The sequence below is a fragment of the Propionigenium maris DSM 9537 genome, from assembly GCF_027925155.1.
GTDB lineage: Bacteria > Fusobacteriota > Fusobacteriia > Fusobacteriales > Fusobacteriaceae > Propionigenium > Propionigenium maris.
This window is the reverse complement of sequence record NZ_BSDY01000002.1, coordinates 23,556-44,752: the sequence shown is the minus strand read 5'-3', so window position 1 is coordinate 44,752 and position 21,197 is coordinate 23,556. Positions and strand designations below refer to the sequence as shown.

Annotated in this window: 20 protein-coding genes and 2 riboswitches; of the genes, 16 read left to right on the top strand and 4 right to left on the bottom strand. The window is 43.6% G+C overall.

All coding sequences use genetic code 11. The features are described from left to right. The first annotated feature begins 68 nt into the window (after nt 1–68). Nucleotides 69–758 carry a B3/B4 domain-containing protein gene (locus QMG11_RS02105; protein ID WP_281833059.1) on the top strand — a complete coding sequence of 230 codons (690 nt, stop codon included), beginning with the start codon at nt 69–71 and terminating at the stop codon, nt 756–758. A 146-nt stretch (nt 759–904) separates the two neighbouring features. On the opposite strand, the gene QMG11_RS02100 is transcribed toward QMG11_RS02105, so the two are convergent. Then, the gene (locus tag QMG11_RS02100; RefSeq protein ID WP_281833057.1) at nt 905–1,252 is read right to left on the bottom strand and encodes a hypothetical protein; all 348 of its coding nucleotides are present in this window, start codon (nt 1,250–1,252) and stop codon (nt 905–907) included. A gap of 390 nt (nt 1,253–1,642) precedes the next feature. Next, nucleotides 1,643–1,740: riboswitch (purine riboswitch) on the top strand. A gap of 77 nt (nt 1,741–1,817) precedes the next feature. Here QMG11_RS02100 and QMG11_RS02095 point away from each other — a divergent pair. Both QMG11_RS02095 and QMG11_RS02090 read left to right on the top strand, forming a co-directional pair. Next, nucleotides 1,818–3,104 carry an NCS2 family permease gene (locus tag QMG11_RS02095; protein ID WP_281833056.1) on the top strand — a complete coding sequence of 429 codons (1,287 nt, stop codon included), beginning with the start codon at nt 1,818–1,820 and terminating at the stop codon, nt 3,102–3,104. A 98-nt stretch (nt 3,105–3,202) separates the two neighbouring features. Further along, nucleotides 3,203–3,763 carry a helix-turn-helix domain-containing protein gene (locus QMG11_RS02090; RefSeq protein WP_281833055.1) on the top strand — a complete coding sequence of 187 codons (561 nt, stop codon included), beginning with the start codon at nt 3,203–3,205 and terminating at the stop codon, nt 3,761–3,763. 51 nt (nt 3,764–3,814) lie between these two features. Here QMG11_RS02090 and QMG11_RS02085 read toward each other — a convergent pair whose 3' ends face one another. Then, nucleotides 3,815–4,984: a CD0519/CD1768 family membrane protein gene (locus tag QMG11_RS02085; RefSeq protein WP_281833053.1), complete on the bottom strand. Its 1,170-nt coding sequence runs from the start codon at nt 4,982–4,984 to the stop codon at nt 3,815–3,817. A 219-nt stretch (nt 4,985–5,203) separates the two neighbouring features. On the opposite strand from QMG11_RS02085, the gene QMG11_RS02080 reads away from it, so the two are divergent. The 4 genes from QMG11_RS02080 to ppnP are packed head-to-tail and all read left to right on the top strand — an operon-like array spanning nt 5,204 to nt 9,596. Continuing rightward, nucleotides 5,204–6,103: a trans-4-hydroxy-L-proline dehydratase activase gene (locus QMG11_RS02080; RefSeq protein WP_281833051.1), complete on the top strand. Its 900-nt coding sequence runs from the start codon at nt 5,204–5,206 to the stop codon at nt 6,101–6,103. 6 nt (nt 6,104–6,109) lie between these two features. After that, nucleotides 6,110–8,470 (top strand): trans-4-hydroxy-L-proline dehydratase, encoded by a 2,361-nt coding sequence (gene hypD, locus QMG11_RS02075; protein ID WP_281833049.1) that lies wholly within the window; start codon nt 6,110–6,112, stop codon nt 8,468–8,470. A 15-nt stretch (nt 8,471–8,485) separates the two neighbouring features. After that, entirely contained in the window at nt 8,486–9,292 is an 807-nt protein-coding gene (proC, locus tag QMG11_RS02070) for a pyrroline-5-carboxylate reductase (RefSeq protein WP_281833047.1), read from the top strand. Nucleotides 9,293–9,314: 22 nt separating this feature from the next. Beyond that, nucleotides 9,315–9,596, top strand: coding sequence for a pyrimidine/purine nucleoside phosphorylase (gene ppnP, locus QMG11_RS02065; protein WP_281833045.1), 282 nt, complete (start codon nt 9,315–9,317; stop codon nt 9,594–9,596). A gap of 90 nt (nt 9,597–9,686) precedes the next feature. On the opposite strand, the gene QMG11_RS02060 is transcribed toward ppnP, so the two are convergent. Then, a complete protein-coding gene (locus QMG11_RS02060; protein ID WP_281833043.1) occupies nt 9,687–10,922 on the bottom strand; it encodes a mechanosensitive ion channel family protein in 1,236 nt (411 codons plus the stop codon). 91 nt (nt 10,923–11,013) lie between these two features. Further along, a complete protein-coding gene (locus tag QMG11_RS02055; RefSeq protein ID WP_281833042.1) occupies nt 11,014–12,747 on the bottom strand; it encodes an ABC transporter ATP-binding protein in 1,734 nt (577 codons plus the stop codon). Nucleotides 12,748–13,070: 323 nt separating this feature from the next. Then, a riboswitch (cobalamin riboswitch) is annotated at nt 13,071–13,254 on the top strand. 134 nt (nt 13,255–13,388) lie between these two features. Here QMG11_RS02055 and QMG11_RS02050 point away from each other — a divergent pair. Genes QMG11_RS02050 through cobM form a run of 9 tightly spaced genes read left to right on the top strand, consistent with a single transcriptional unit; the run spans nt 13,389 to nt 20,983 of the window. After that, nucleotides 13,389–14,315, top strand: a complete 927-nt coding sequence (locus QMG11_RS02050) for a sirohydrochlorin cobaltochelatase (protein ID WP_281833041.1) — start codon at nt 13,389–13,391, stop codon at nt 14,313–14,315. Nucleotides 14,316–14,339: 24 nt separating this feature from the next. Beyond that, nucleotides 14,340–15,227 carry an ABC transporter substrate-binding protein gene (locus QMG11_RS02045; RefSeq protein ID WP_281833039.1) on the top strand — a complete coding sequence of 296 codons (888 nt, stop codon included), beginning with the start codon at nt 14,340–14,342 and terminating at the stop codon, nt 15,225–15,227. Between the two features lie 13 nt (nt 15,228–15,240). Next, entirely contained in the window at nt 15,241–16,578 is a 1,338-nt protein-coding gene (locus QMG11_RS02040) for a cobyrinic acid a,c-diamide synthase CobB (protein WP_281833037.1), read from the top strand. After that, complete coding sequence (locus tag QMG11_RS02035; protein WP_281833035.1) at nt 16,575–17,222, top strand: precorrin-8X methylmutase; 648 nt, start codon at nt 16,575–16,577, stop codon at nt 17,220–17,222. Before QMG11_RS02040 ends, QMG11_RS02035 begins: the two co-directional genes overlap by 4 nt. Beyond that, complete coding sequence (cbiD, locus tag QMG11_RS02030) at nt 17,222–18,334, top strand: cobalt-precorrin-5B (C(1))-methyltransferase CbiD (protein ID WP_281833033.1); 1,113 nt, start codon at nt 17,222–17,224, stop codon at nt 18,332–18,334. The genes QMG11_RS02035 and cbiD overlap by 1 nt, the downstream gene beginning before the upstream one ends. Further along, nucleotides 18,331–18,972: a precorrin-6y C5,15-methyltransferase (decarboxylating) subunit CbiE gene (gene cbiE, locus QMG11_RS02025; protein ID WP_281833031.1), complete on the top strand. Its 642-nt coding sequence runs from the start codon at nt 18,331–18,333 to the stop codon at nt 18,970–18,972. Before cbiD ends, cbiE begins: the two co-directional genes overlap by 4 nt. Beyond that, nucleotides 18,959–19,537, top strand: a complete 579-nt coding sequence (gene cbiT / locus QMG11_RS02020) for a precorrin-6Y C5,15-methyltransferase (decarboxylating) subunit CbiT (protein ID WP_281833030.1) — start codon at nt 18,959–18,961, stop codon at nt 19,535–19,537. The genes cbiE and cbiT overlap by 14 nt, the downstream gene beginning before the upstream one ends. Beyond that, complete coding sequence (gene cobI / locus QMG11_RS02015) at nt 19,530–20,249, top strand: precorrin-2 C(20)-methyltransferase (protein ID WP_281833028.1); 720 nt, start codon at nt 19,530–19,532, stop codon at nt 20,247–20,249. Before cbiT ends, cobI begins: the two co-directional genes overlap by 8 nt. Then, nucleotides 20,228–20,983: a precorrin-4 C(11)-methyltransferase gene (cobM, locus tag QMG11_RS02010; protein ID WP_281833027.1), complete on the top strand. Its 756-nt coding sequence runs from the start codon at nt 20,228–20,230 to the stop codon at nt 20,981–20,983. Before cobI ends, cobM begins: the two co-directional genes overlap by 22 nt. Nucleotides 20,984–21,197: the final 214 nt, after the last annotated feature.

Here is a 21,197-nt window from a genome sequence, read left to right as displayed (position 1 = left end):
TTGACTCTCTACCAGCTTTAGAGTTTATACTTAAGGAAGATAAATCTAGGAGAGCAGGGAGTGGTAAAATGAAGTTTAAGGTGAGTAGAGAGATATTTGAGATGCAGCCTGATCTATGCTTTGGTGTAGTTGTGGCAAGGGGAGTGGAAAATAGGGAGATCTCCACAGGCCTTGCGGAGGCAGCTAAGACCCTGGAGGAGAGGTATTCTGGGAAAAAAGCAAGGGATATAGAGGAGATAGCTCCCTACAGGGAGGCTTTTAGAGAGATGGGGTATAATCCCAATAAGTTTATGCCCTCTATAGAAGCCCTTGCAAGCAGGGTACTTAAGGGAAGGGGAGTTCCAAACATCCTTCCAGTGGTGGACCTATATAACAGTATCTCCCTGAAGTATATTCTTCCCATAGGGGGACACGATATGGATTCAGGAGAGGGGGATATAGAGGTGAGACTCTCTGGAGAAGAAGATAAATTTACCCCTTTTGGAGGTTTAGAGGCTGAGGAGATGCCCCTGGGAGAGGTAGTCTACTCTGTGGGGAGTGAGGTTAAAACAAGAAGGTGGATCTGGAGGCAGGGGGAGCTGGGGAAGTTGACTCAGGATAGCAGAAATATCTTCTTTCCCATAGATGGTTTTGAGGGAATGAATGATCACAAGGTGAGGGAGGCAGCTGAGGAATTTGCTAGCAAGTTAAAGGAACTTTTTCAGTGTGAGGTCGCAGTGGGTTATGTTAACAGAGAGAATATGGAGATGGAACTATAAAATAAAGCGGTACTCCCAAAGGGAATACCGCTTTATTTTTGTGAAGTTTGATAACATATGGAGCCGGTTATTTTCTAAAAAATAATTTTATAATAAAGTTTTTTTTGTATTAAGTAGAAGTGTAGAGTTGTATTTATCTACCAAAGTTAAAAACACTCCCTTTCAGGATCTACCTCATATACATCTGTCACAAGGAAGACCCTCTCCAGTCCCTCACCGTCCATTTTGGGGGTCATCTCATAGTGTCCTCCGATCTCTACATAGACCTTATCCATAACTTCTTTACGGGCAGAGAGGTATCTTCTTTCCAGCTCTATATTTCCATCTCCCCCTCTTATAAAGATTTTCTCGCCGTTGTCACATGAAAAAAGTATTGCAGCATCGGCGTAGTACATATACATTCCCGTCAATTTTGTTCTATCTTCTCTTAAATTTTCATTAAATGAACACCCGACCAGAAAAACCAACATAGAAAAAACTATAATTTTTTTCATCTTGAAAAAACCTCCCTCATGTATTTTTTTAAAAATTTTTGTTAAAATTCGACGAAATACAGCTTTTTATACTAGGAATCACAATAAAAGAGAAAAAAATATTGATAACTATGACAGCTGTCCTATCTTAAATTTCATTATTTTGATATTATAACTTTGTCTTAAGAACACATTAAATTCTTCAACTTGAAAAAGACGTGAAAACTTTAAAAGTGTTATTAATATTTCTTAATTATAGTAAATGCTGTAACGATTTTCAATGTTAATCTTATGTATTTAACATCAACAACCTTATAAATCCTAAACCTTTAATTAACTTTTCCCCAAAAAGTATAATTAGAATTCTCTTTAATAATAGAACTTGACAAAGTTCATAAATTTTTATAAGATTAAGTTGAAAATTGAAAGACCCATATATACCTCTAATACGGTGAGGAGTTTCTACGGACTACCATAAATAGTCTGCTATGGGCCAGACGGCGTTACAATTTATTCTGAAACCAGTTGGCCCGATTGTAAAGATCAGGGTTTTTTTGATTTTTTGGAAAAATTAGGAGGTTTTAGGATGTTAGAAAAGGTTTTTAGGTTGAAGGAACACAATACGACGGCAAGGCAGGAGATAACTGCCGGGGTGACTACATTTCTTACAATGGCATATGTGATATTTGTTCACCCAGATATGTTGGCTCAGACAGGTATGGATAAAGGAGCGCTGATTACAGTGACCTGTCTTTCTGCATTTATTGGTACTATGATTACAGCACTCTGGGTAAATGCTCCCCTTGCAATGGCACCGGGGATGGGGCTAAATGCCTTCTTTACTTATACCCTTGTGTTTGGTCAGGGAGCTAGCTGGGAGGAAGCTCTGGGAGTTGTATTTATATCTGGTCTTGTATTTTTAATACTTACACTAACCGGTGTAAGGGAGATGATAATTGAGGCCATTCCAAGTCAGCTGAGACTGGCTGTGGGAGCGGGGATCGGGTTATTTATAGCCTTTATAGGTCTTCAAAGTCTTGGTCTTGTTGTGGGGAATCCGGCTACCCTAGTGGGGCTTGGAAAGGTTAATATCTCTGTGGCTTTAGGTCTTGTGGGATTTGCTGTTATCGGCTTTCTTGAGATGAGGGGAATAAAGGGAGGAATCCTTATTGGTATCCTTGTTACCACTATTCTAGGGGTTATACTGGGACAGGTAAGCCTTCCTGCAAGCTTTATATCTACCCCGCCAAGTATTGCACCGGTAGCTCTTAAGTTTGATATTTTGGGAGCACTGAAAATATCTATGATTGGTCCTATCTTTTCATTTATGTTTGTGGACCTCTTTGATTCAGTGGGAACTATCATGGCCTGCGCCCATGAAGCGGAGATGATAGATGAGCACGGCAGAATAGAGAATGCAAGTAAGATACTGGAAGCAGATGCAGTGGCTACAGTTGTGGGATCTGCTCTGGGAACATCTACAACAACAACATTTATCGAATCGGCTTCTGGAATTGCTGATGGAGGAAGAACAGGTCTGACAGCTATGACTACAGCCCTTCTTTTCCTAGTAGCTCCGTTATTTACTCCGATCATCGGTATCGTGCCGGCATTTGCTACAGCACCTGCCCTTATGATAGTGGGAGTTTACATGTTTAAGAACCTTCTGGATATAGATTTTCATGATATAGAGGTAGCTATTCCAGCCTTCCTTACGATAATCCTTATGCCTCTTACATACAGTATATCGGTGGGAATCTCTTTTGGATTTATCTCTTATATCCTGGTATCTATCTTTTCAGGGGATGCAGGGAAGATAAAGCCTATCATGTGGATTATTGGTGCTCTGTCTCTAGTTGAAATAATATTTTAATTACATCTATCCAATAATAAGTCACCTCTTAGAGGTGACTTATTATTTTTTTTTTAGTATACTGTTACTAAAGAGATGAAACAGGAGAGGGAGTAGGAATGACAGCAAATATAGGTGAAAAGATAAAGGAATTAAGGGTAGGAAAGGGGATGACCCTGAAGGATCTAGGGGAGAAGGTGGAACTTTCCACTGGTTTTCTCTCACAGCTTGAAAGGGGCCTTACTACCATCTCAGTAGATGTACTCCAGAGGATATCTTTGGAGCTAGGTGTGGAACTCACCTACTTTTTCAGGGAGATAAAGAAGGAAAAGAAGATAGTTATGCGTGGGTATGAAAAGGAGGTCTATGAGGTCGTGAACTCTCAGTTTATCCACTATCACCTGAGTAATGATCTCACCGACAAGACCATGGTTCCCAGAATAATAGATATTCTTCCCAGGGAGAAGCAGGAGAGGATAAAGGGATACTCCCACGAGGGGGAGGAGTTTGTCTATGTGCTAGAGGGGATATTGACCCTGGTAATGGATGACAGGGAGGAGATCCTCTATCCAGGGGACAGTGCTCACTACAGCTCAGCTTCCCTGCATAACTGGGGAAATGATACCAGTAAGAAAACAAGGATTATAGCTGTGGGAACTCCCAACAGCTATAAGGAATAAAAAAGAGAAACCTGTTATGAAAACAGGTTTCTCTTTTTTTAATAGCTTTAGCTAAAAAAATAATTTAAAGATATAGTTAGCAAAAACTCCAGCGGCTACTCCTCCAATAAGGTGGGTAACCATAGCTTTTCCAGCAAGCTTTCTAGATCCAAGAGCATCCATGAGCCCCACATGGGTGCTCATAAAGCCGGCCCAGCAGATTCCCATAGCTGAAAATACTGCAATATCGTGGGCATCCATGAGTCCCTTATCTAAAAGTCCCTTTGCCATTCCCATGGCAGCTCCCACTGCTCCCAGGGAGGTTATTGGCAATGCCAGAGCCTCGGTACTCTGAAACCCGAAGAGGGGAGTGAGAATAAAGGAGAAGAACTCCCCTATTTTTGGCAGAAGACCAATACCCTCATAGGCAGCTCCAGTGTATACAGCTACCCCGTTCTCCACACCGCTGGGACCAAAGGTGAGCATCATCACTATGGTACATACCACAAGGATACCTGGAATTACACTTAAACCAAGATCCACTCCGCTCTTTCCTCCTTCCAGCATAGCTCCCAAGACTCTCTGGAAGGTGCTGCCCTCACGGATAGTCCTGTACTCGATAAATTCTTCGGTATCAAGGTATCCCTTCTCCTCCTTAAACTCTTTTTGGCCCACAATAAGCATAAGCCTCACACTGATAACTCCCCCAAGGATAGCAGCAATATTTCCCACAATTATTGCTGGAATATATTCACTTCCGAGCCCCAGTACGTAACTTGTAACTATGAGACCCATTCCAAAAACTGTTCCCAAATTCACGAGAGAAACCAGCTGATACTTCTTAAAGTACTTGGAGAACCCCTCGTCTTCAACCAGGGAGAGGATAGCGGGATTATCTGAGATATAGGTGGTAATAGCTCCCAGGGAAGCAGCTCCAGGTAATCCAAAGAGGGGCTTCATTACCGGTGAGAGAAGCTTGTTTACAAGAGCAATTACACCAAATTCTGAGAGGAGTGCAGCCACAGCCCCTGCAAGGACAGCTACTCCCATTATAAATATAGCTGTGTTGAGAATCAGGTCGTGGGCCGTCTTCATCATAATGCTGAACATGATTCCTATTCCCATCTGACTTCCTAAAAAACCAAATATAATACACGTAACACCTAAAAAAATATAAGTTTCACTAGATACTGCCCTTCTTCTTAAGTGGTCCTCTGAGGGGATTCCTTTAGCTGTCTCCATAACTTCCTCCTTTGGATTAAAAAAATGATATAAATAGACCCGTAAACTTATTTTTTTGTGTCTGGATGTTAATTTAAGAGGAGTATACTATTCATATTTATAAAAATCAATTTATTTTTATAAATATTATTATAGACTTAGTGAAAAAAATGTTATATACTCCCATTGAAAAGAAAAAATGTTGAAAAAAATTTATATCTATGAAAAGAGGAGGGGAGAATGGAGGCTACTATAATTAATATTCAAAAATACTCTGTTCACGATGGTCCTGGAATCAGAACGACAGTATTTTTTAAGGGATGTCCCCTAAAGTGCTGGTGGTGTCACAATCCCGAGAGTATAGATCCCCAGGAGGAGATGATGCTCTGTCAGGATAAGTGTACCAGCTGCGGCAGGTGTGTGAAAAGGTGTGCCCAGGAGGCCATTGAACTAAAAAATGGTGACCCCTTTGTAGATCTGGAAAAATGCATCAGCTGCGGGAAGTGTGCTGAATTCTGTATAAGTGAGGCCAAGGAGCATGTGGGAAGAAGAGTTCATGTAGATGAACTGATGATTCAGATAAAAAAGGATATGACCTTTTATGAGGAATCGGGAGGGGGAGTAACCTTCTCCGGTGGAGAACCCATGATGCACTCGGATTTCTTGAGGGAAGTCCTTATAAGGTGCAGGGATCTGAGGATCAATGCCACTATGGATACCTGTGGTTATACAAGCTGGGAAAACTTTGAAAAGATAGCCCACATGGTAGACCTCTTCCTCTATGATCTGAAGATATATGACGATGAAAAGCATATTAAGTATACGGGAGTTTCCAACAAGCTTATACTGGAGAATCTGAAAAAGCTCTCGGATCTGGGGAAAAACATCTACGTGAGGATGCCTATCATCAGAGGAATAAATGATGACGATGAACATATAGACAAGAGTATAGATTTTCTTTCAAGCCTAAATATACTTCAGGTGAATATCCTTCCCTACCATAAGCTGGGAATGGATAAATACGATAAACTTACCATGGAATACAAGCTTTCAGGAGGGGAGAAACCTGAGGCTAAAAGGATGGCAGAGATAGAAGAAAAGTTTAAAGCTGCAGGAATAAAAGTGAAGATAGGGGGATGATAGAGGATGATGACTGAAAGAGTGAGAAAACTTAGAAAGCAGAGTGTAGAGGCTGTTCCCAGGATATCCATGGAGAGAGCTATAATTGTGGATGAGGTATATAAAAGATATGAGGGAAGCATTCCAAATCCTGTACTTAGAGCCCTGGTTCTTAAGGAGATCATGAGCAGGAAGGAACTCTGTATAAATGACGGAGAGCTAATCGTAGGGGAGAGGGGAGAGGCGCCAGCAGCTACCCCAACCTATCCTGAGCTCTGCTGTCATACTATAGAGGATTTTGAGATTATGGACAAAAGGGAGAAGATATCCTTTAAGGTTTCAGAGGAAGCCAAAGAGATCCAAAGGGAGCAGATAATCCCCCACTGGGAAGGAAGATCCATGCGTAGCTGGATCCTGGGTAGCGTGACAGAGAAGTGGAAGTCCTGCTATGAAGCTGGTGTATTTACAGAGTTTATGGAGCAGAGGGGTCCCGGTCATACTGTTGCTGATGAGAAGATATACAAAAAGGGGTTCCTGGAGTTTAAGAGGGAGATAGAGGAAGCTATCTCCAAACTGGACTTCCACTCAGATGATGAAGCTCTGGATAGGAAACACCAGCTGGAGGCTATGGGTATAGCCTGTGATGCAATAATGATACTTGGGGAACGTTATGCTGAGAAGGCCAGAGAGATGGCGGAGGTTGAAGAGGATGAGGTAAGAAAGGCTGAGCTTGAGAGGATAGGAGAGATCTGCAGCAGGGTGCCTGCCCATGCCCCTCAGACCTTTGAGGAAGCTTTGCAGATGTACTGGTTTGTTCACCTGTGTGTAATATCTGAGTTAAACCCTTGGGATTCCTTCTGTCCAGGAAGGTTGGACCAGCACCTGAACCCATTCTATGAGAGGGAGGTAGCAGCGGGAACCCTTACCAGGGAGAAAGCCAAGGAGCTTCTGCAGTGTTTCTGGGTGAAGTTTAACAATCAGCCGGCACCTCCCAAGGTGGGAATCACCCTTAAGGAGAGCGGAACCTATACGGACTTCTCCAACATCAACAGCGGAGGTCTGAAGGCAGACGGCTCCGACGGAGTAAATGAGGTGAGCTATCTGGTGCTGGATGTAATAGATGAGATGAAGCTCCTACAGCCAAGCTCTAATGTACAGATAAGCAAGCAGACTCCCCAGGCATTCCTAAAGAGAGCCCTTGAAGTTGTCAGAAAGGGGTGGGGACAGCCATCACTCTTTAACACAGATGCTGTAATCCAGGAGATGCTCATAGCCGGTAAGGATATAGTCGACGCAAGATGCGGTGGAAACAGCGGGTGTATCGAGACGGGAGCCTTTGGTAAAGAGGCCTATATACTAACTGGATATATGAACCTTCCCAAGATCCTGGAGATTACCCTGAATAATGGTCTGGATCCTGTAAGTGGGAAAATACTGGGGATAGAGACTGGAAAACCTGAGGAATTTAAAACCTATGAGGAGCTCTTTGAGGCTTATAAAAAGCAGCTGCAGTACTTTGTGGATATCAAGGTAGAGGGGAACAGGATAATAGAGAGGCTCTATGCCACAAAGATGCCGGTGCCATTCCTCTCAGTGATTATAGATGACTGTATAAGTGAGGGGAGGGACTATAACTCCGGGGGAGCAAGATACAATACCTCCTATATCCAGGGAGTGGGGATTGGAAATATCACGGATATGCTGACCTCCCTCAAGTACAATGTCTTTGAAAATAACAGATTTACCATGGAGGAGATCCTGGAAGCTATGAAGGCAGACTTTGATGGGCATGAGGAGATCCACCATCTGGTAAAGAACAGGACTCCTAAGTATGGAAATGACGATGATTATGCCGACGATGTTATGAAGGAGATCTTCTATGCATACTACAATGAGGTTACAGGAAGACCCAACGGCAAGGGTGGAGAGCACAGGATAAATATGCTTCCTACCACATGTCACGTATACTTTGGTTCTGTAATTGGTGCTACTCCAGACGGAAGAAGGGCCACTAAGCCCCTGGCAGACGGAATATCCCCATCTAAGGGAGTGGACAGAGTGGGACCTACAGGGGTTATTAAGTCAGCTTCCAAGATGAACCACCTTATAACAGGGGGAACCCTTTTAAACCAGAAGTTTACCCCGTCGGTGGTAGCTGGAGATGAGGGACTTAACAATCTGGCCTCCCTTGTGAGATCCTACTTTAAGATGGACGGACACCACATACAGTTTAATATAATCGGTAAAGAGATCCTCCTTAAGGCGCAGGAGAATCCTGAGGAGTATAAGGATCTTATAGTGAGGGTTGCAGGATACAGCGATTTCTTCTGCAACCTGGACAGGGCCCTTCAGGATGAGATAATAGAGAGAACGGAACAGGAATTTTAAGGAGTGGGGGATGAGATGAAGAGGATAGGATTTATAGGGTGCGGAAATATGGCCCAAGCAATGATAGGAGGAATAGTAAAGGCGGGAAAGTATCCCGGGAGCAGGATAACAGCCTCCGACCTGAATGAGAAAAATCTGGCAGCAGTAGTGGAGAGATATGGGATAGAGGCAGCTGCAAACAATATACAGTGTGCAGAGGGAGCAGATATAGTGATCCTTGCTGTGAAACCAAACCTATATGAGAGGATCATCTCTGAGGTGAGAGATGCTTTCAGGGAGGATGCTATCGTTGTAACTATTGCAGCGGGAAGGAGCATGGATAGCACTGAAGGGGCCTTTGGAAGGAGGATAAAGGTGGTTAGGGTTATGCCAAACACCCCTTCCCTTGTGGGGGAGGGAATGTCCTCCCTCTGCAACAATGATCTTGTATCTGAAGGAGAACTTCAGGAGGTAGTGGAGATATTTGAGAGCTTTGGAAGGACAGAGGTTGTAGAGGAGAAGCTCATGGATGTGGTGACCTCTGTGAGCGGATCTGCTCCGGCTTATATCTATATGTTTATAGAGGCCATGGCAGATGGGGCGGTTCTTGACGGTATGCCAAGGGAGAAGGCCTATAAGATGGCGGCCCAGACGGTACTAGGAGCAGCTAAGATGGTGGTAGAAACGGGGAAACACCCGGGACAGCTGAAGGATGAGGTATGTTCTCCAGGAGGAACTACCATAGAGGCTGTGGCTACCTTTGAGGAGAAGGGCCTGAGGAATGCAGTGATTACTGCCATGAGAAGGTGTACGGAAAAATCACGAGAGATGTCCAGGGGATAGAAAATAATTAGGGGGAAGGAAGATGTTTAAGACAAATGAGTACTTTGAGGGAAGGGTAAAATCCCTCAGCTTTGAGAATAATGAGGGACCTGCAACTATAGGGGTAATGGCTCCGGGGGAGTATGAGTTTGGGACCTCTAAGAAGGAGTATATGACAGTTACCTGCGGAAGAATGGAGATAAAACTTCCAGAAGCCAAGGAGTGGATAGAGGTGGAGGCTGGAAAAATCTTCGAAGTGGAGGCAAACAGATCCTTTAATGTGAGGGTAGAGGAGGAAACCTCCTACCTCTGCCTCTACAGATAGAGGAGATTTAGATATAAAAAAGGGAACTCAGTGGAGCCTGTAGGCATAACTGAGTTCCTTTTTGTTTCTATTTACTTTTTCACTTTTAACCTATTTCTTTATAAGTTTGCTGAAATCACTGGCAGTGGGGTTCTGGAATACTTTAAGGTCAAATTCCGGAAGCACAGCCAGAAGGTGGTCGAAGATATCTCCCTGGATATTTTCATAGTCCCTCCATACTGTTGTGTTGGTAAAAGCGTAGATCTCCAGGGGAAGCCCAAGCTCGGTAGGAGCAAGCTGCCTCACGAGGAGGATCATATTACTGTTTACACCTGAGTGGTTCTTAAGGTAGGAGAGGGCATAGTTTCTGAAGGTTCCTATATTAGTAAGCTTCCTTCCGTTTATGAGAAGGCTCCTGTCTCCGAAGGTTTCCTTGTTGTACTCTGCAATGGCTACTTCCTTCTGGGAGATATACTTGGAGATGTAGCTTACCTCCTTATATTTTTCAAGCATCTCAGGGGTACAGACCTTGATGGAGTTGATATCTATATAGATGGACCTTTTTATTCGACGTCCCCCAGTTTCCGTCATACCATCCCAGTTTTTAAAGGAATCTGAAACCAGGGCAGTTATGGGGATATTGCTTATGGTCTTATCGAAGTTTCTTACCTTTACAGTGGTAAGGTTTATCTCGATGACATCTCCGTCTACATTGTGCTGAGGAAGCTCTATCCAATCCCCTATCTTCACCATATTATTTATATTTATCTGGACTCCCGCCACAAGTCCCAGGATAGTGTCCTTGAAGATGAGCATTATTACAGCTGTGGCAGCTCCGATTCCGCTAAGGAGTATGGCAGGGGACTTTCCAAGGATATCGGATATAATGAGAACAGCTCCAATGAGAAATGTAGTGATCTCCAGCACCTGGATATATCCCCTGATGGGTTTCTTTCTGGAGATATTCAGCTCCTCATAGAGGAATTCAAAGCTCTTTATAAACTTTAATACTATCCTTATCACAGTGACTGCTATATAGATATTCAGAAGCTTTCTGAATAGAGGACCTGTCACAGGAAAGATAGGTGTAAAGGGGTAAAGGAAGATAGCGGGAAGGAGGTGTGAGATATACACAAATCCCTTCTTCTCAAAAAAGATATCGTCCCAACGGGTCTTGGTCTTCTTTACCACTCCCTCTACAAACTTAAGGATGAGGTTTTTGCTTATGAAATCCACAATAAGAGCCACTCCTAAGAGGAAGAAAAAGAGGATGAGCCTCAGGATATATATACTTATCCGGGAATTTACCCCGGCTTCTATTAGAGTGTTATTAAGAAAGTCGATCATCGAGATACCTCCAAAGATATTGTTTATTCTATCCAACTATATCAGAGAAATCAAAAAAACAAAAGAAAAAAGAAGCTGTATAACAGCTTCCTTAAAGTGCAGTTTTCAGATCGTGGGCCCTGTAGAGTCTGGCATAGGTATTTTCATAGGAGAGGAGCTCCTCATGGGTTCCCTCCTCCACTATTCTACCCTTCTCCAGAACTACAATCCTGTCTCTGTCCTTTATGGTGGACAGTCTGTGGGCTATTGTAATGGTAGTTCTCTCCTTGGACAGCTCATTCAGGGAGGTTTGGATAAGCTGCTCTGTTCTGTTATCAAGGGAGGAGGTAGCCTCGTCCAGGATAAGTATTGGAGGGTTCTTCAGGAAGACCCTAGCTATGGATATCCTCTGCTTCTGACCTCCGCTGAGCTTAACTCCCCTTTCTCCCACCTGGGTCTCAAATCCCTCTGGAAGGGACATGACAAAGTCATAGATATTGGCCCTCTTAGCGGCTTTAATAATCTCCTTATAGGAAGCTTCTAGGTTACCATAGGCGATGTTTTCCCTTATGGTACCGTCAAAGAGGAATACCTCCTGCTGAATTATTCCGATATTCTTTCTCAAGGAGTTTAAAGTGACCTCCCTGATATTCTGGCCGTCGATGGAGATGCTTCCCCTTTCTACCTCATAGAACCTAGGAATTATAGAGGAGATAGTACTCTTTCCAGCTCCGCTGTTTCCCACAAGGGCGATATTTTCACCGGACTTTACCCTGAGACTGAAGTTCTTTAATACAGGTTCAGAGGCATTCCTGTAGGTGAAGGAGATATCCTCTATGGATATCTCTCCATTGGTGATCCTTATATCCTCTGCTTTAGGGATATCCTCTATCTCAGGATCGATGGACATGAGCTCCTTAAATCTATAGAAGCCTGCCATCCCCTTCTGGTATGCTTCCATAAGGTTCATCATCTTCCTTATGGGCATAAAAAACTTGTTTATGTAGAGGAGGAACCCTACAAGAACTCCCAGGGATATCTCTCCACTAAATACCATCCTTCCACCAAAGAAGAGGATAGTCAGGTGGAGAAGGTTCATAATCAGGCTGAGGCCTGAAAAGTATCTGGCAGTGACTATAAATACCTTGTTTTTTATGGCTCTGAAATCCATGTTCTTTGTCTGGAACTTCTCTCTCTCAAACTCCTCGTTGGTAAAGGCCTTAACAACCCTTATCCCCCCGATACTGTTTTCAGCCTGGGAGTTTATCTCAGCTATCTTTTTAGCAGATTCCCTGTAGTGCTTCACCATTATATTCTTATTGAAGAATGCAAAACCTATGAGGATGGGGAGTACAATGAGCACTATCAGGGTAAGCTTTATATTCATATACGCCATAAGAGCTAGGGAACCAAAGAGGCTCACAGTGGCTAAGAAGAAGTCCTCGGGACCCCTGTGGACAAAGCCCGATATTCCGCTGAGATCATTGACAAGTCTCGACATGATAGTACCGGTCTTGGTGTTGTCAAAGTATGAAAAGCTGAGCTTCTGTATATGGGAGAAGAGATCCCGCCTCATATCCGTTTCGATATTCATCCCCAGTAAACGCCCCCTGTACTGGACGATGAAGCCTATGAGATATCTGGCTAAAAACACTCCTAAAACTCCTAAAGAGATGAGGTAGAAGCTCCCTATGTCCCTTTTGGGGATGAGGTCATCTATGGAATATTTAACTGCAGCTGGAAATACAAGGTCCAGGGAGGACATTATAAAAGCACAGAAGAAGTTCATTATAAACATCCCTTTATATGGTTTATAATACTTGAGAAAAACTTTCAAATTACTCATAGGTGCTCCTTTTAGATACCATTTGGTTTTAAATTTATCATACACTATTTTATGAGATTATACATAGTTATTTTTATTTTCCTTTTAAGGGAGCCTTTGTTTTCAAGGGGTCTCTATGTAAAGATTGATATTATTTATAAACCTTTGAAAAATAATATCTTAATTATATAAAGGAAGGTTTGATATAGCTGAACGCTTTTATTTACACGAAAATAATAGGATGTAAAAAGAAAGGTGGTTCACTAATATTTACGAATGTTTTAAAAATAAACTTTTTGTCAAATTTTGTTTGATTTTATAGGGAAAAAAAGCTATAATCAAGCTGAAAATGAAGTATTTGGTTCTCTATGAAAAAGGAGATTAAAAGGGAAGAGGAGTGAGAAGCTCCCGCGGTCCCGCCACTGTAATGCTGACTGACCTATCAATATTCCACTGGGTAACCCCTGGGAAGGAGATGGGATCGGGATGAAGCTAAGCCAGGAGACCTGCCAACTACACATAAGCGATATTATCTTGCGCGGACAGGAGTAATATAAGAAACCCCTAGTTTAAATTCAGGCAGGTTTTTTGTATATAAATTTTTAGTCCCTTCAAGGTTGTTGAATGGGGCTTTTTTTATTACAAAAGGGAGGATAAGGGAAATGAAAAAGATGTTAGTGGCAGCAATTCTTCTAATGGGATTGACTACAACTGGAGCAATGGCACACGGAGGAACTACAAGCAGCAAGGGGGAAAATGTATTTGAGCACCTTCACAAGGGGGACAAGAAGGCAATCCTGGTAGTACACTTTGGAAGTACAGTTGATGAGACAAGGGGTAAGACAATCGACGTAATTAACAGGGAATATAAGCACGATTTTGAGGACTTTGAGGTAAGGGAAGCATTTACTTCAAGGGAGATAATAAACAAGCTTTCCAAGAGGGGAATAGAGAAGGATAACCCAATGGAGGCTATGGAGAAGCTGGCAGCAGAGGGGTATACCCACGTGCTGATTCAGACAACAAATATTATGAACGGGATTGAAACTGAGAATCTAAAGAACGAAGTTGAAAAGTACGCAGATAAGTTTGAGGTAGTGAGAATGGGAACACCTCTTCTTACAGATACAGAGGACTACAAGGAAGTAGCTAAGGTTATCAAGAAGGAGATACCAGCAGACAAGGATACAGCAGTGGTAGTAGTAGGACACGGAACTCACCACTATGCAGGAGCAGCTTACGCTAAGATGGACTATGTATTTAAGGCTGAGGGATATGAAAACTACTTTGTAGGTACAGTGGAAGGGTACCCTGCAATGTCAGATGTAGTAAGTAACCTTAAGGCTGAGGGATATAAGAAGGTAGTACTGGCTCCATTTATGTTCGTAGCTGGGGATCACGCAATGAACGATATCGCAGGAGACTGGAAGGATGAGCTTGAGGAGAAGGGATTTGATGTAAGTCTTGCTATAAAAGGACTTGGAGAGTATGCTGATATCCAGCACATCTATATCCACAAGAGCTTCGATGCAATGGTACACGAAGAGGTAGATATGGCTGCTAAGAAGGCGGAACTGGCTAAGAAATAATATTTAGATGGACGGGAGTAGTATATGAAAAGACTGATACTTATATTTATTATCTTAGCTTCAACTGTTTTAGGAAAAACCTATGAGGTAAAGGATGTTTACGGAGAGGTACACAAACTGAATAGAAGCTACAGCAGGATAATATCTCTCTACCCTTCTCATACAGAGGTACTGGTAGGGATAGGGGCAGGGGATGCCCTTGTGGGAACTACCATGAACGAGGATTTGACGGACCTGAAATCTCAAGGGGTGACGGAGTTTAAACTGGGAGATTCTGTGGAGAAGTTCATAGGCCTGAAGCCAGATCTGGTACTGGTGAGACCTATGGTAGAAAATAAGTATAGGAATTTAATAGCTATCCTTAAATCTAGGGGTGTAGAGGTAATTTCTCTGCACCCCAAAACTGGTTACGAGCTGGAGGAATACTGGCTTGCCCTGGGGCGATTATCCGGGAACGAAGAGGGGACCAGAAGATATATAGAGGAGTATAAAGGAAGACTTGCCAGGCTAAGGGAGCAGGGAGAGAGGAGAAGGGTAAAGGCCTTCTTTGAAGCCAGATACAGCAGGGGACTCTACACAAATGCAGAGAATTCCATAGCCTCCTATGTGTTGGAAGTGGCGGGGGTAGAGAATATCCTTGAGGAGAGTAGCGACAGGGGATCCACTATTGTTCCCATAAAACACGAGGAACTCCTCTCAAGGGGAGGAGAGATAGATCTCTATATTGCCCAGAGGGGAGTAATGAACCGAAGGAGCTTAAGGGATATAGAGGCCAGCAGTGGCTACAAGCTCATAAGGGGAGTACGAGAGGGAAGGATCCTTCTTGTGGATGAGAAGACAATGTCCAGACCTACCTCTAAGATATTGGATGCTGTGGAAGAGATCGAGAGATATATAGAGGAATATTATTAAGGAGAAGCAGAAGATGAAGGGGATAGTAATATCGGGAACAAGATCAGGTGTAGGTAAGACAACGATAAGTACTGCAATAATGGGTGCCTTAGAAGATGTGGCTCCCTTTAAAACTGGGCCGGACTATATCGATCCCAGATTTCATGAGTTTATAACGGGGAGAAACTCCTACAACCTGGATATATTCATGTGCGGTGAGGAGAATGTAAGGAGGCTGTTTCAGGAAAAAGCTAGGGACAGGATAGGAGTGGTAGAGGGGGTTATGGGACTCTACGACGGACTGGGACACTTTCTGGACAACGGAAGTACAGCTCACCTTTCAAGGGTACTGGGGCTTCCGGTGATTCTGGTGGTAGATGCCAAGGGAGGCTCTACAAGTGTGGCGGCTCAGGTGCTGGGGCATAAGAACCTGGACCCTCAGGTGAGGATAGGGGGAGTTATATTAAACAATGTGGGGAGCGAGAAGCTCTACAGGATGCTGGCTGAGGGAGTAGAGCAGTACACTGGGATAGAGTGTGTAGGATACTTTCCCAACAATCCAGATATAAACCTGGGAAGCAGACACCTGGGGCTGAAGCAGGCTGAGGAGATGGAGGAGCTCTCTGAAACCCTGGATAAACTCAGAGCCATGGCAAGGGAGTATATAGACCTTGAAAGACTCACCCAGATAGCAGAGGAAACCTCACTAGTTAATGTAGAGGAGGAGACCAAGAAGTCTGAAAGAAGATCTGAAGATATGTATAGAGGAATGAAGGTGGCTGTAGCAAGGGATGAGGCATTCTCCTTCTACTACAGATACAACCTGGAGCTCCTTGAGGAGAAGGGAATGGTAGTGGAGTACTTCAGCCCCTTGGCCAACGAGGAGGTTCCAGAGGGTGCAGAGTTCATCTATATTGGCGGAGGGTACCCGGAAAACTTTGTAGAGCGACTCTCAAAAAATACTCGAACCATGGAATCCCTCAGAAGATGCCACGAAAGGGGTGTGCCTATCTACGGTGAGTGCGGAGGATATATGTACCTTGCTCACGAGATAAAGCTCCTGGACGGAAGTATCCACAAGATGTGCGGTATCCTTGAGGGGAGGATAGAGATGAGGAATCGTCTCAATATAAGGCGTTTCGGATATATAGACATCCTCACCGAGGAGGGAGTCAAGGGAAGAGCCCACGAGTTCCACTACTCCGGGGTAGATGAGACAGAGGACAGAAGATACTACTTTGATGCCATGAAGAGGGACAGAGCCTGGAAGTGCGGAGAGAGGATAGGAAATACCATAGGGGGATATCCCCACATACACTTCCTGGGAAATGAGGAAGTATTTAATAAATTATTTAGCAGGGGGAAGAGATGAGTTATATAAAGGTACCAATGGATATAGAGAAGAGAAGTTTTGAGATTATAGAGGCTGAGATGGGGGAAGCTAAGAACAGGTTCAAGGACTATGAGATGCCCATCGTAAAGAGAGCTATTCATACAACAGCGGACTTTAACTATGGAGATATAATAGAGTTTTCAGAAAGCTTTATGGAGGAAGCTCGTGAAGCGATCCTTGGTGGGTGCAAGATATACTGCGATACCAAGATGATAGTAAATGGTCTTTCAAAGAAGAACCTGGAGAGATTTGGTTGCGAGGCATATTCCCTGGTATCCGATCCAGAGGTTGCAGCAGAAGCCAAGGAAAGGGGAGTAACAAGGTCCATTGTAGGTATGGAGAGAGCAGCTAAGGACCCTTCAACTAAGATCTTCCTTATTGGAAATGCACCAACAGCGTTATTTACTCTTCTAGAGATGATAGACAGGGGAGAAGCTGTTAATCCTAAGCTTATAGTGGGAGTACCAGTAGGATTTGTAGGAGCAGCTGAATCCAAGGAGGAGCTGGCTAAGAGAGGTGAGCTACCATACATCCTTACAGCAGGAAGAAAGGGTGGAAGTACTGTGGCTGTATCTATGCTCCACGGAATCCTCTACCAGCTCTTTGACAGAAAGGATTTCTAATGGAGAGGTACATCTATCAAAATGGTAAGAAGCTCAGGTGTGGCTATACAACGGGAAGCTGTGCCACGGGAGCAAGTCTGGGAGCTCTTTTAAACCTAATGGACAAAAGGGTTGAGGGGGTGGAGATAAGAGCCCTCAACGGCTGGGATATCCCCCTTGAACTCCATAATCAGGAGAGAAGAGGGGAGGAGACCACAGCCTCTGTAATAAAGGATCCGGGAGATGATCCTGATATTACAAGGGGAATTCACATCTTCTCCAGGGTAGCCTGGGGGAAGCCTGAGAATACAGATGGCTACTTTATAAATGAGAGGAAAAACATCTACCTCACAGGGGGAGAGGGAGTTGGAACTGTAACCAAGAAAGGGCTTCAAGTAGGTCCAGGGTACAGCGCCATAAATCCCGGTCCAAGAAGGATGATATTTGAAACCTTGGAGGATCTTATCCCTGAGGGAAGGGAGATAACCATAGAGGTAAGTATTCCAGAGGGAAGGGAGAAGGCAAGAAAGACCTTTAATCCCAAGCTTGGAATAGAGGGAGGCCTCTCAATCCTGGGAAGTACGGGAATAGTAAAGCCCATGTCCGAGGATGCCCTCATAGACTCCCTGAAGATAGAGCTTTCAGTGTGGAAGGAGGAGAGTGGCAGGGAGGATGTGGTATTCACCTTTGGAAACTATGGGAAAAAGTTTATAGAGGAGAATACAGACTACAGCGCCTCGGAAGCCATAGTGACCTCCAACTATATAGGGGTAATGATCGATGAAGCCTACAGGCTGGGATTCAAGAAAATCTATATAGCAGGGCACATAGGAAAGTTTGTAAAGCTTGCAGGGGGAATATTCAATACCCACTCCAAGGTGGCAGATGCAAGACTTGAAGTTCTTACAGCCTGCGCAGTGATAGCAGGGGAGGAGAGAGTAACCCTGGAAAAGATAGTGGGATCCAATACCACAGAGGAAGCGGTGAGTTATATCAAATCACCAGCTGTATGGAAGGCCGTGGGGGATAGGGCCCTGAAGTATCTAAGGGAGCGAACCTACGGAGAGATAGATATAGAGATAGCCTTCTTCTCCTTTGAAGAGGGTAGGCTGTATGGGAGTGAGGGAAGATGAACAGGATAAAGATAGTGGGCCTTGGCCCTGGAAACTTAGACTACCTTCTTCCTATATGCAGGAGGGTAATAGAAAAGGCCGATATCCTTGTGGGAGGAAGAAGAAATATAGAATCCCTGGAAGAGTTAGCTGAAGATAAGGAGATCAGGTATATAGACAGGCACCTCAAGGAACTTATAGAGGGGCTGAAAACTGAGATGAACAGGGAGATTGTAATGGTAGTCTCTGGAGATACAGGGTTTTACAGCATGCTTGAATTTATGAAGAAAAACTTCAGGGATGAGGAGCTGGAAACCTATCCTGGGATCTCATCTATACAGTATCTCTTCTCCAGGTGCAACCTTTCATGGTTTGATGCTCTGGTTAAGAGTATCCACGGAAGGGACTTCGACTTTGAGGAACTTCTTCCCAGGTATTCCCACTTAGGGCTGCTAACAGATAAGAAAAATACTCCCCAGGAGATAGGGAGAAGGCTGTCGGCAGCAGGGTATGGGAATACAAGGGTAGTAGTGGGGGAGGATCTCTCCTATTCCCACGAGAGGATAGAGGTATATAGGGCCAGGGATCTGGCTGAGGTAGGAAGAGAGTTTAACATAAATGCAGTAATAGTAGAGGGTGATCTGAGTGGGACACATTAGAGACAGAGAGTTTATTCGGGACAAGGTGCCCATGACCAAGGAGGAGGTAAGAGCCATCTCCATAGCCAAGCTTGAACTGGAGAGGGATACAGTCCTTCTGGATGTAGGGGCTGGAAGCGGGAGTATAGGTATAGAGGCAGCTACCTACATGAAAAGCGGCCATGTATATGGAATAGAGGTAAATCCCGTGGCAACGGACCTCATCAGAAGAAACCTGGAGAAGTTTCAGATAGAGAACTATACCCTCATAGAGGGACGGGCTCCCAAGAGCCTTCCAAGGCTGAAGCTGGATAGGATGTTTATAGGGGGATCCAAGGGAAACCTCGAGGGGATACTGGACTACTTCCTGGAAAACAGTTCAGAGGATGCCAAGGTGGTAATAAATGCAATCGTACTGGAAACCCTCACAGGAGCCACTGAACTTCTCAAGGAGAAGGGATTCTGCGAGATAGAGACGGTACTTGTAAATATAGCTAGAAATAAAAAAATAGGTGATATGAATATGATGATGGGGGAAAATCCCATCTATGTAATATCAGCAAGGAGAGGAGAAATAAATGGCTAAACTATATGGAATCGGAGTAGGGGTAGGAGACCCTGAGTTAATGACAGTAAAGGCAGTGAGAGCGTTGGAGGAATCAGATGTAGTAATCCTGCCAAGAGCAAACACTAAAAACTATAGTACAGCCTTTGAGATAGCTAAGAGATATATGAAGGACGATATAGAGAAGGTATTTGTAGATTTCACCACTGTGGATGACGACAAGACAAGGGAAGACGACAGAATAGAGTATGCTAAGATTGTAAATAAGTGTGTAGAGGAAGGAAAGACTATGTCCTTTATCACAATTGGAGATCCTATGACCTTCAGTACCTTTGTATACGTGATGGAGCTTCTGGAGAAGAAGATAGAGGTTGAATCTATTCCGGGAATAACATCCTTTGCATCTGTAACTTCAAGATTAAACACTCCCCTTGTAATGGGAGATGAAACTCTTAAGATAGTACCTGTATCCAAGGACACAGATATCGTAAATGAGATAGAGACAGCTGACAATATAATCTTCATGAAGGTTACAAGAAACCTTGAGAGGTTAAAGGAAGCTTTCAGAAACACTGGAAATATGGAGAATGTAGTACTTATCTCTAACTGTGGGAAGGAAAGCGAAAAGATCTTCTATAACCTAGAGGATATAACAAGGGATGATATCTCATACTTCTCAACAATACTATTAAAAAAAGGCGGGGTAAAGCAATGGCAAAAGTATACTTCATAGGAGCAGGACCTGGGGATCCAGAATTAATAACAGTTAAAGGGCAGAGACTTGTAAAGGAAGCAGATGTAATAATCTATGCAGGCTCACTGGTACCGAGGCAGGTAATAGAGTGTCACAAGGAAGGGGCAGAGGTATATAACAGTGCAGGGATGAACCTGGACGAGGTAATAGAGGTAACTGTAAAGGCAGTGAGAGAGGGTAAGATGGTTGCAAGGGTACATACTGGAGACCCGGCTATCTATGGTGCTCACAGGGAGCAGATGGATATACTGGCATCCCATAATATAGAGTTTGATGTAATCCCTGGAGTAAGCTCATTCCTGGCATCAGCAGCAGCTATAAAGAAGGAGTTTACCCTTCCAGATGTGGCTCAGACGGTGATCTGTACAAGAATGGAGGGAAGAACCCCAGTACCTGAGCTTGAAAAGCTTGAGCTTCTGGCATCTCATAAGACATCCATGGCGATCTTCCTGTCTGTACAGATGATAGACAAAGTAGTGGATCAGCTTCTGACTCACTATGAGGCAGATACTCCAATAGCTGTAGTTCAGAGAGCTACATGGGAGGACCAGAAGATAGTAGAGGGGACCCTTGCAAACATTGCAGAGAGAGTAAGGGAAGCTGATATTACAAAGACAGCCCAGATCCTAGTGGGAAGATTTATGGGAGATGAGTACTCAAAGTCGAAGCTATATGACAAGCACTTTACCCACGAGTATAGAAAGGGGATATAAGATTTTGTACCTTTTGTCTTGATACAAAAGGTACCTAAAAAATCAAGGCTTACGATAATTGCCTCGTGAAAAGTAAATAATTTTAAATTATTATACTTTTCCGCAACGTTAAAGGAATTTAACGTTGTTTCATTAGTTTATCAACGTAATTCCTAAATTACGTTGTGGAGAAATATAGTTGCTCAGAAAGAGCTTCTTATTTCTCACAAGTTCT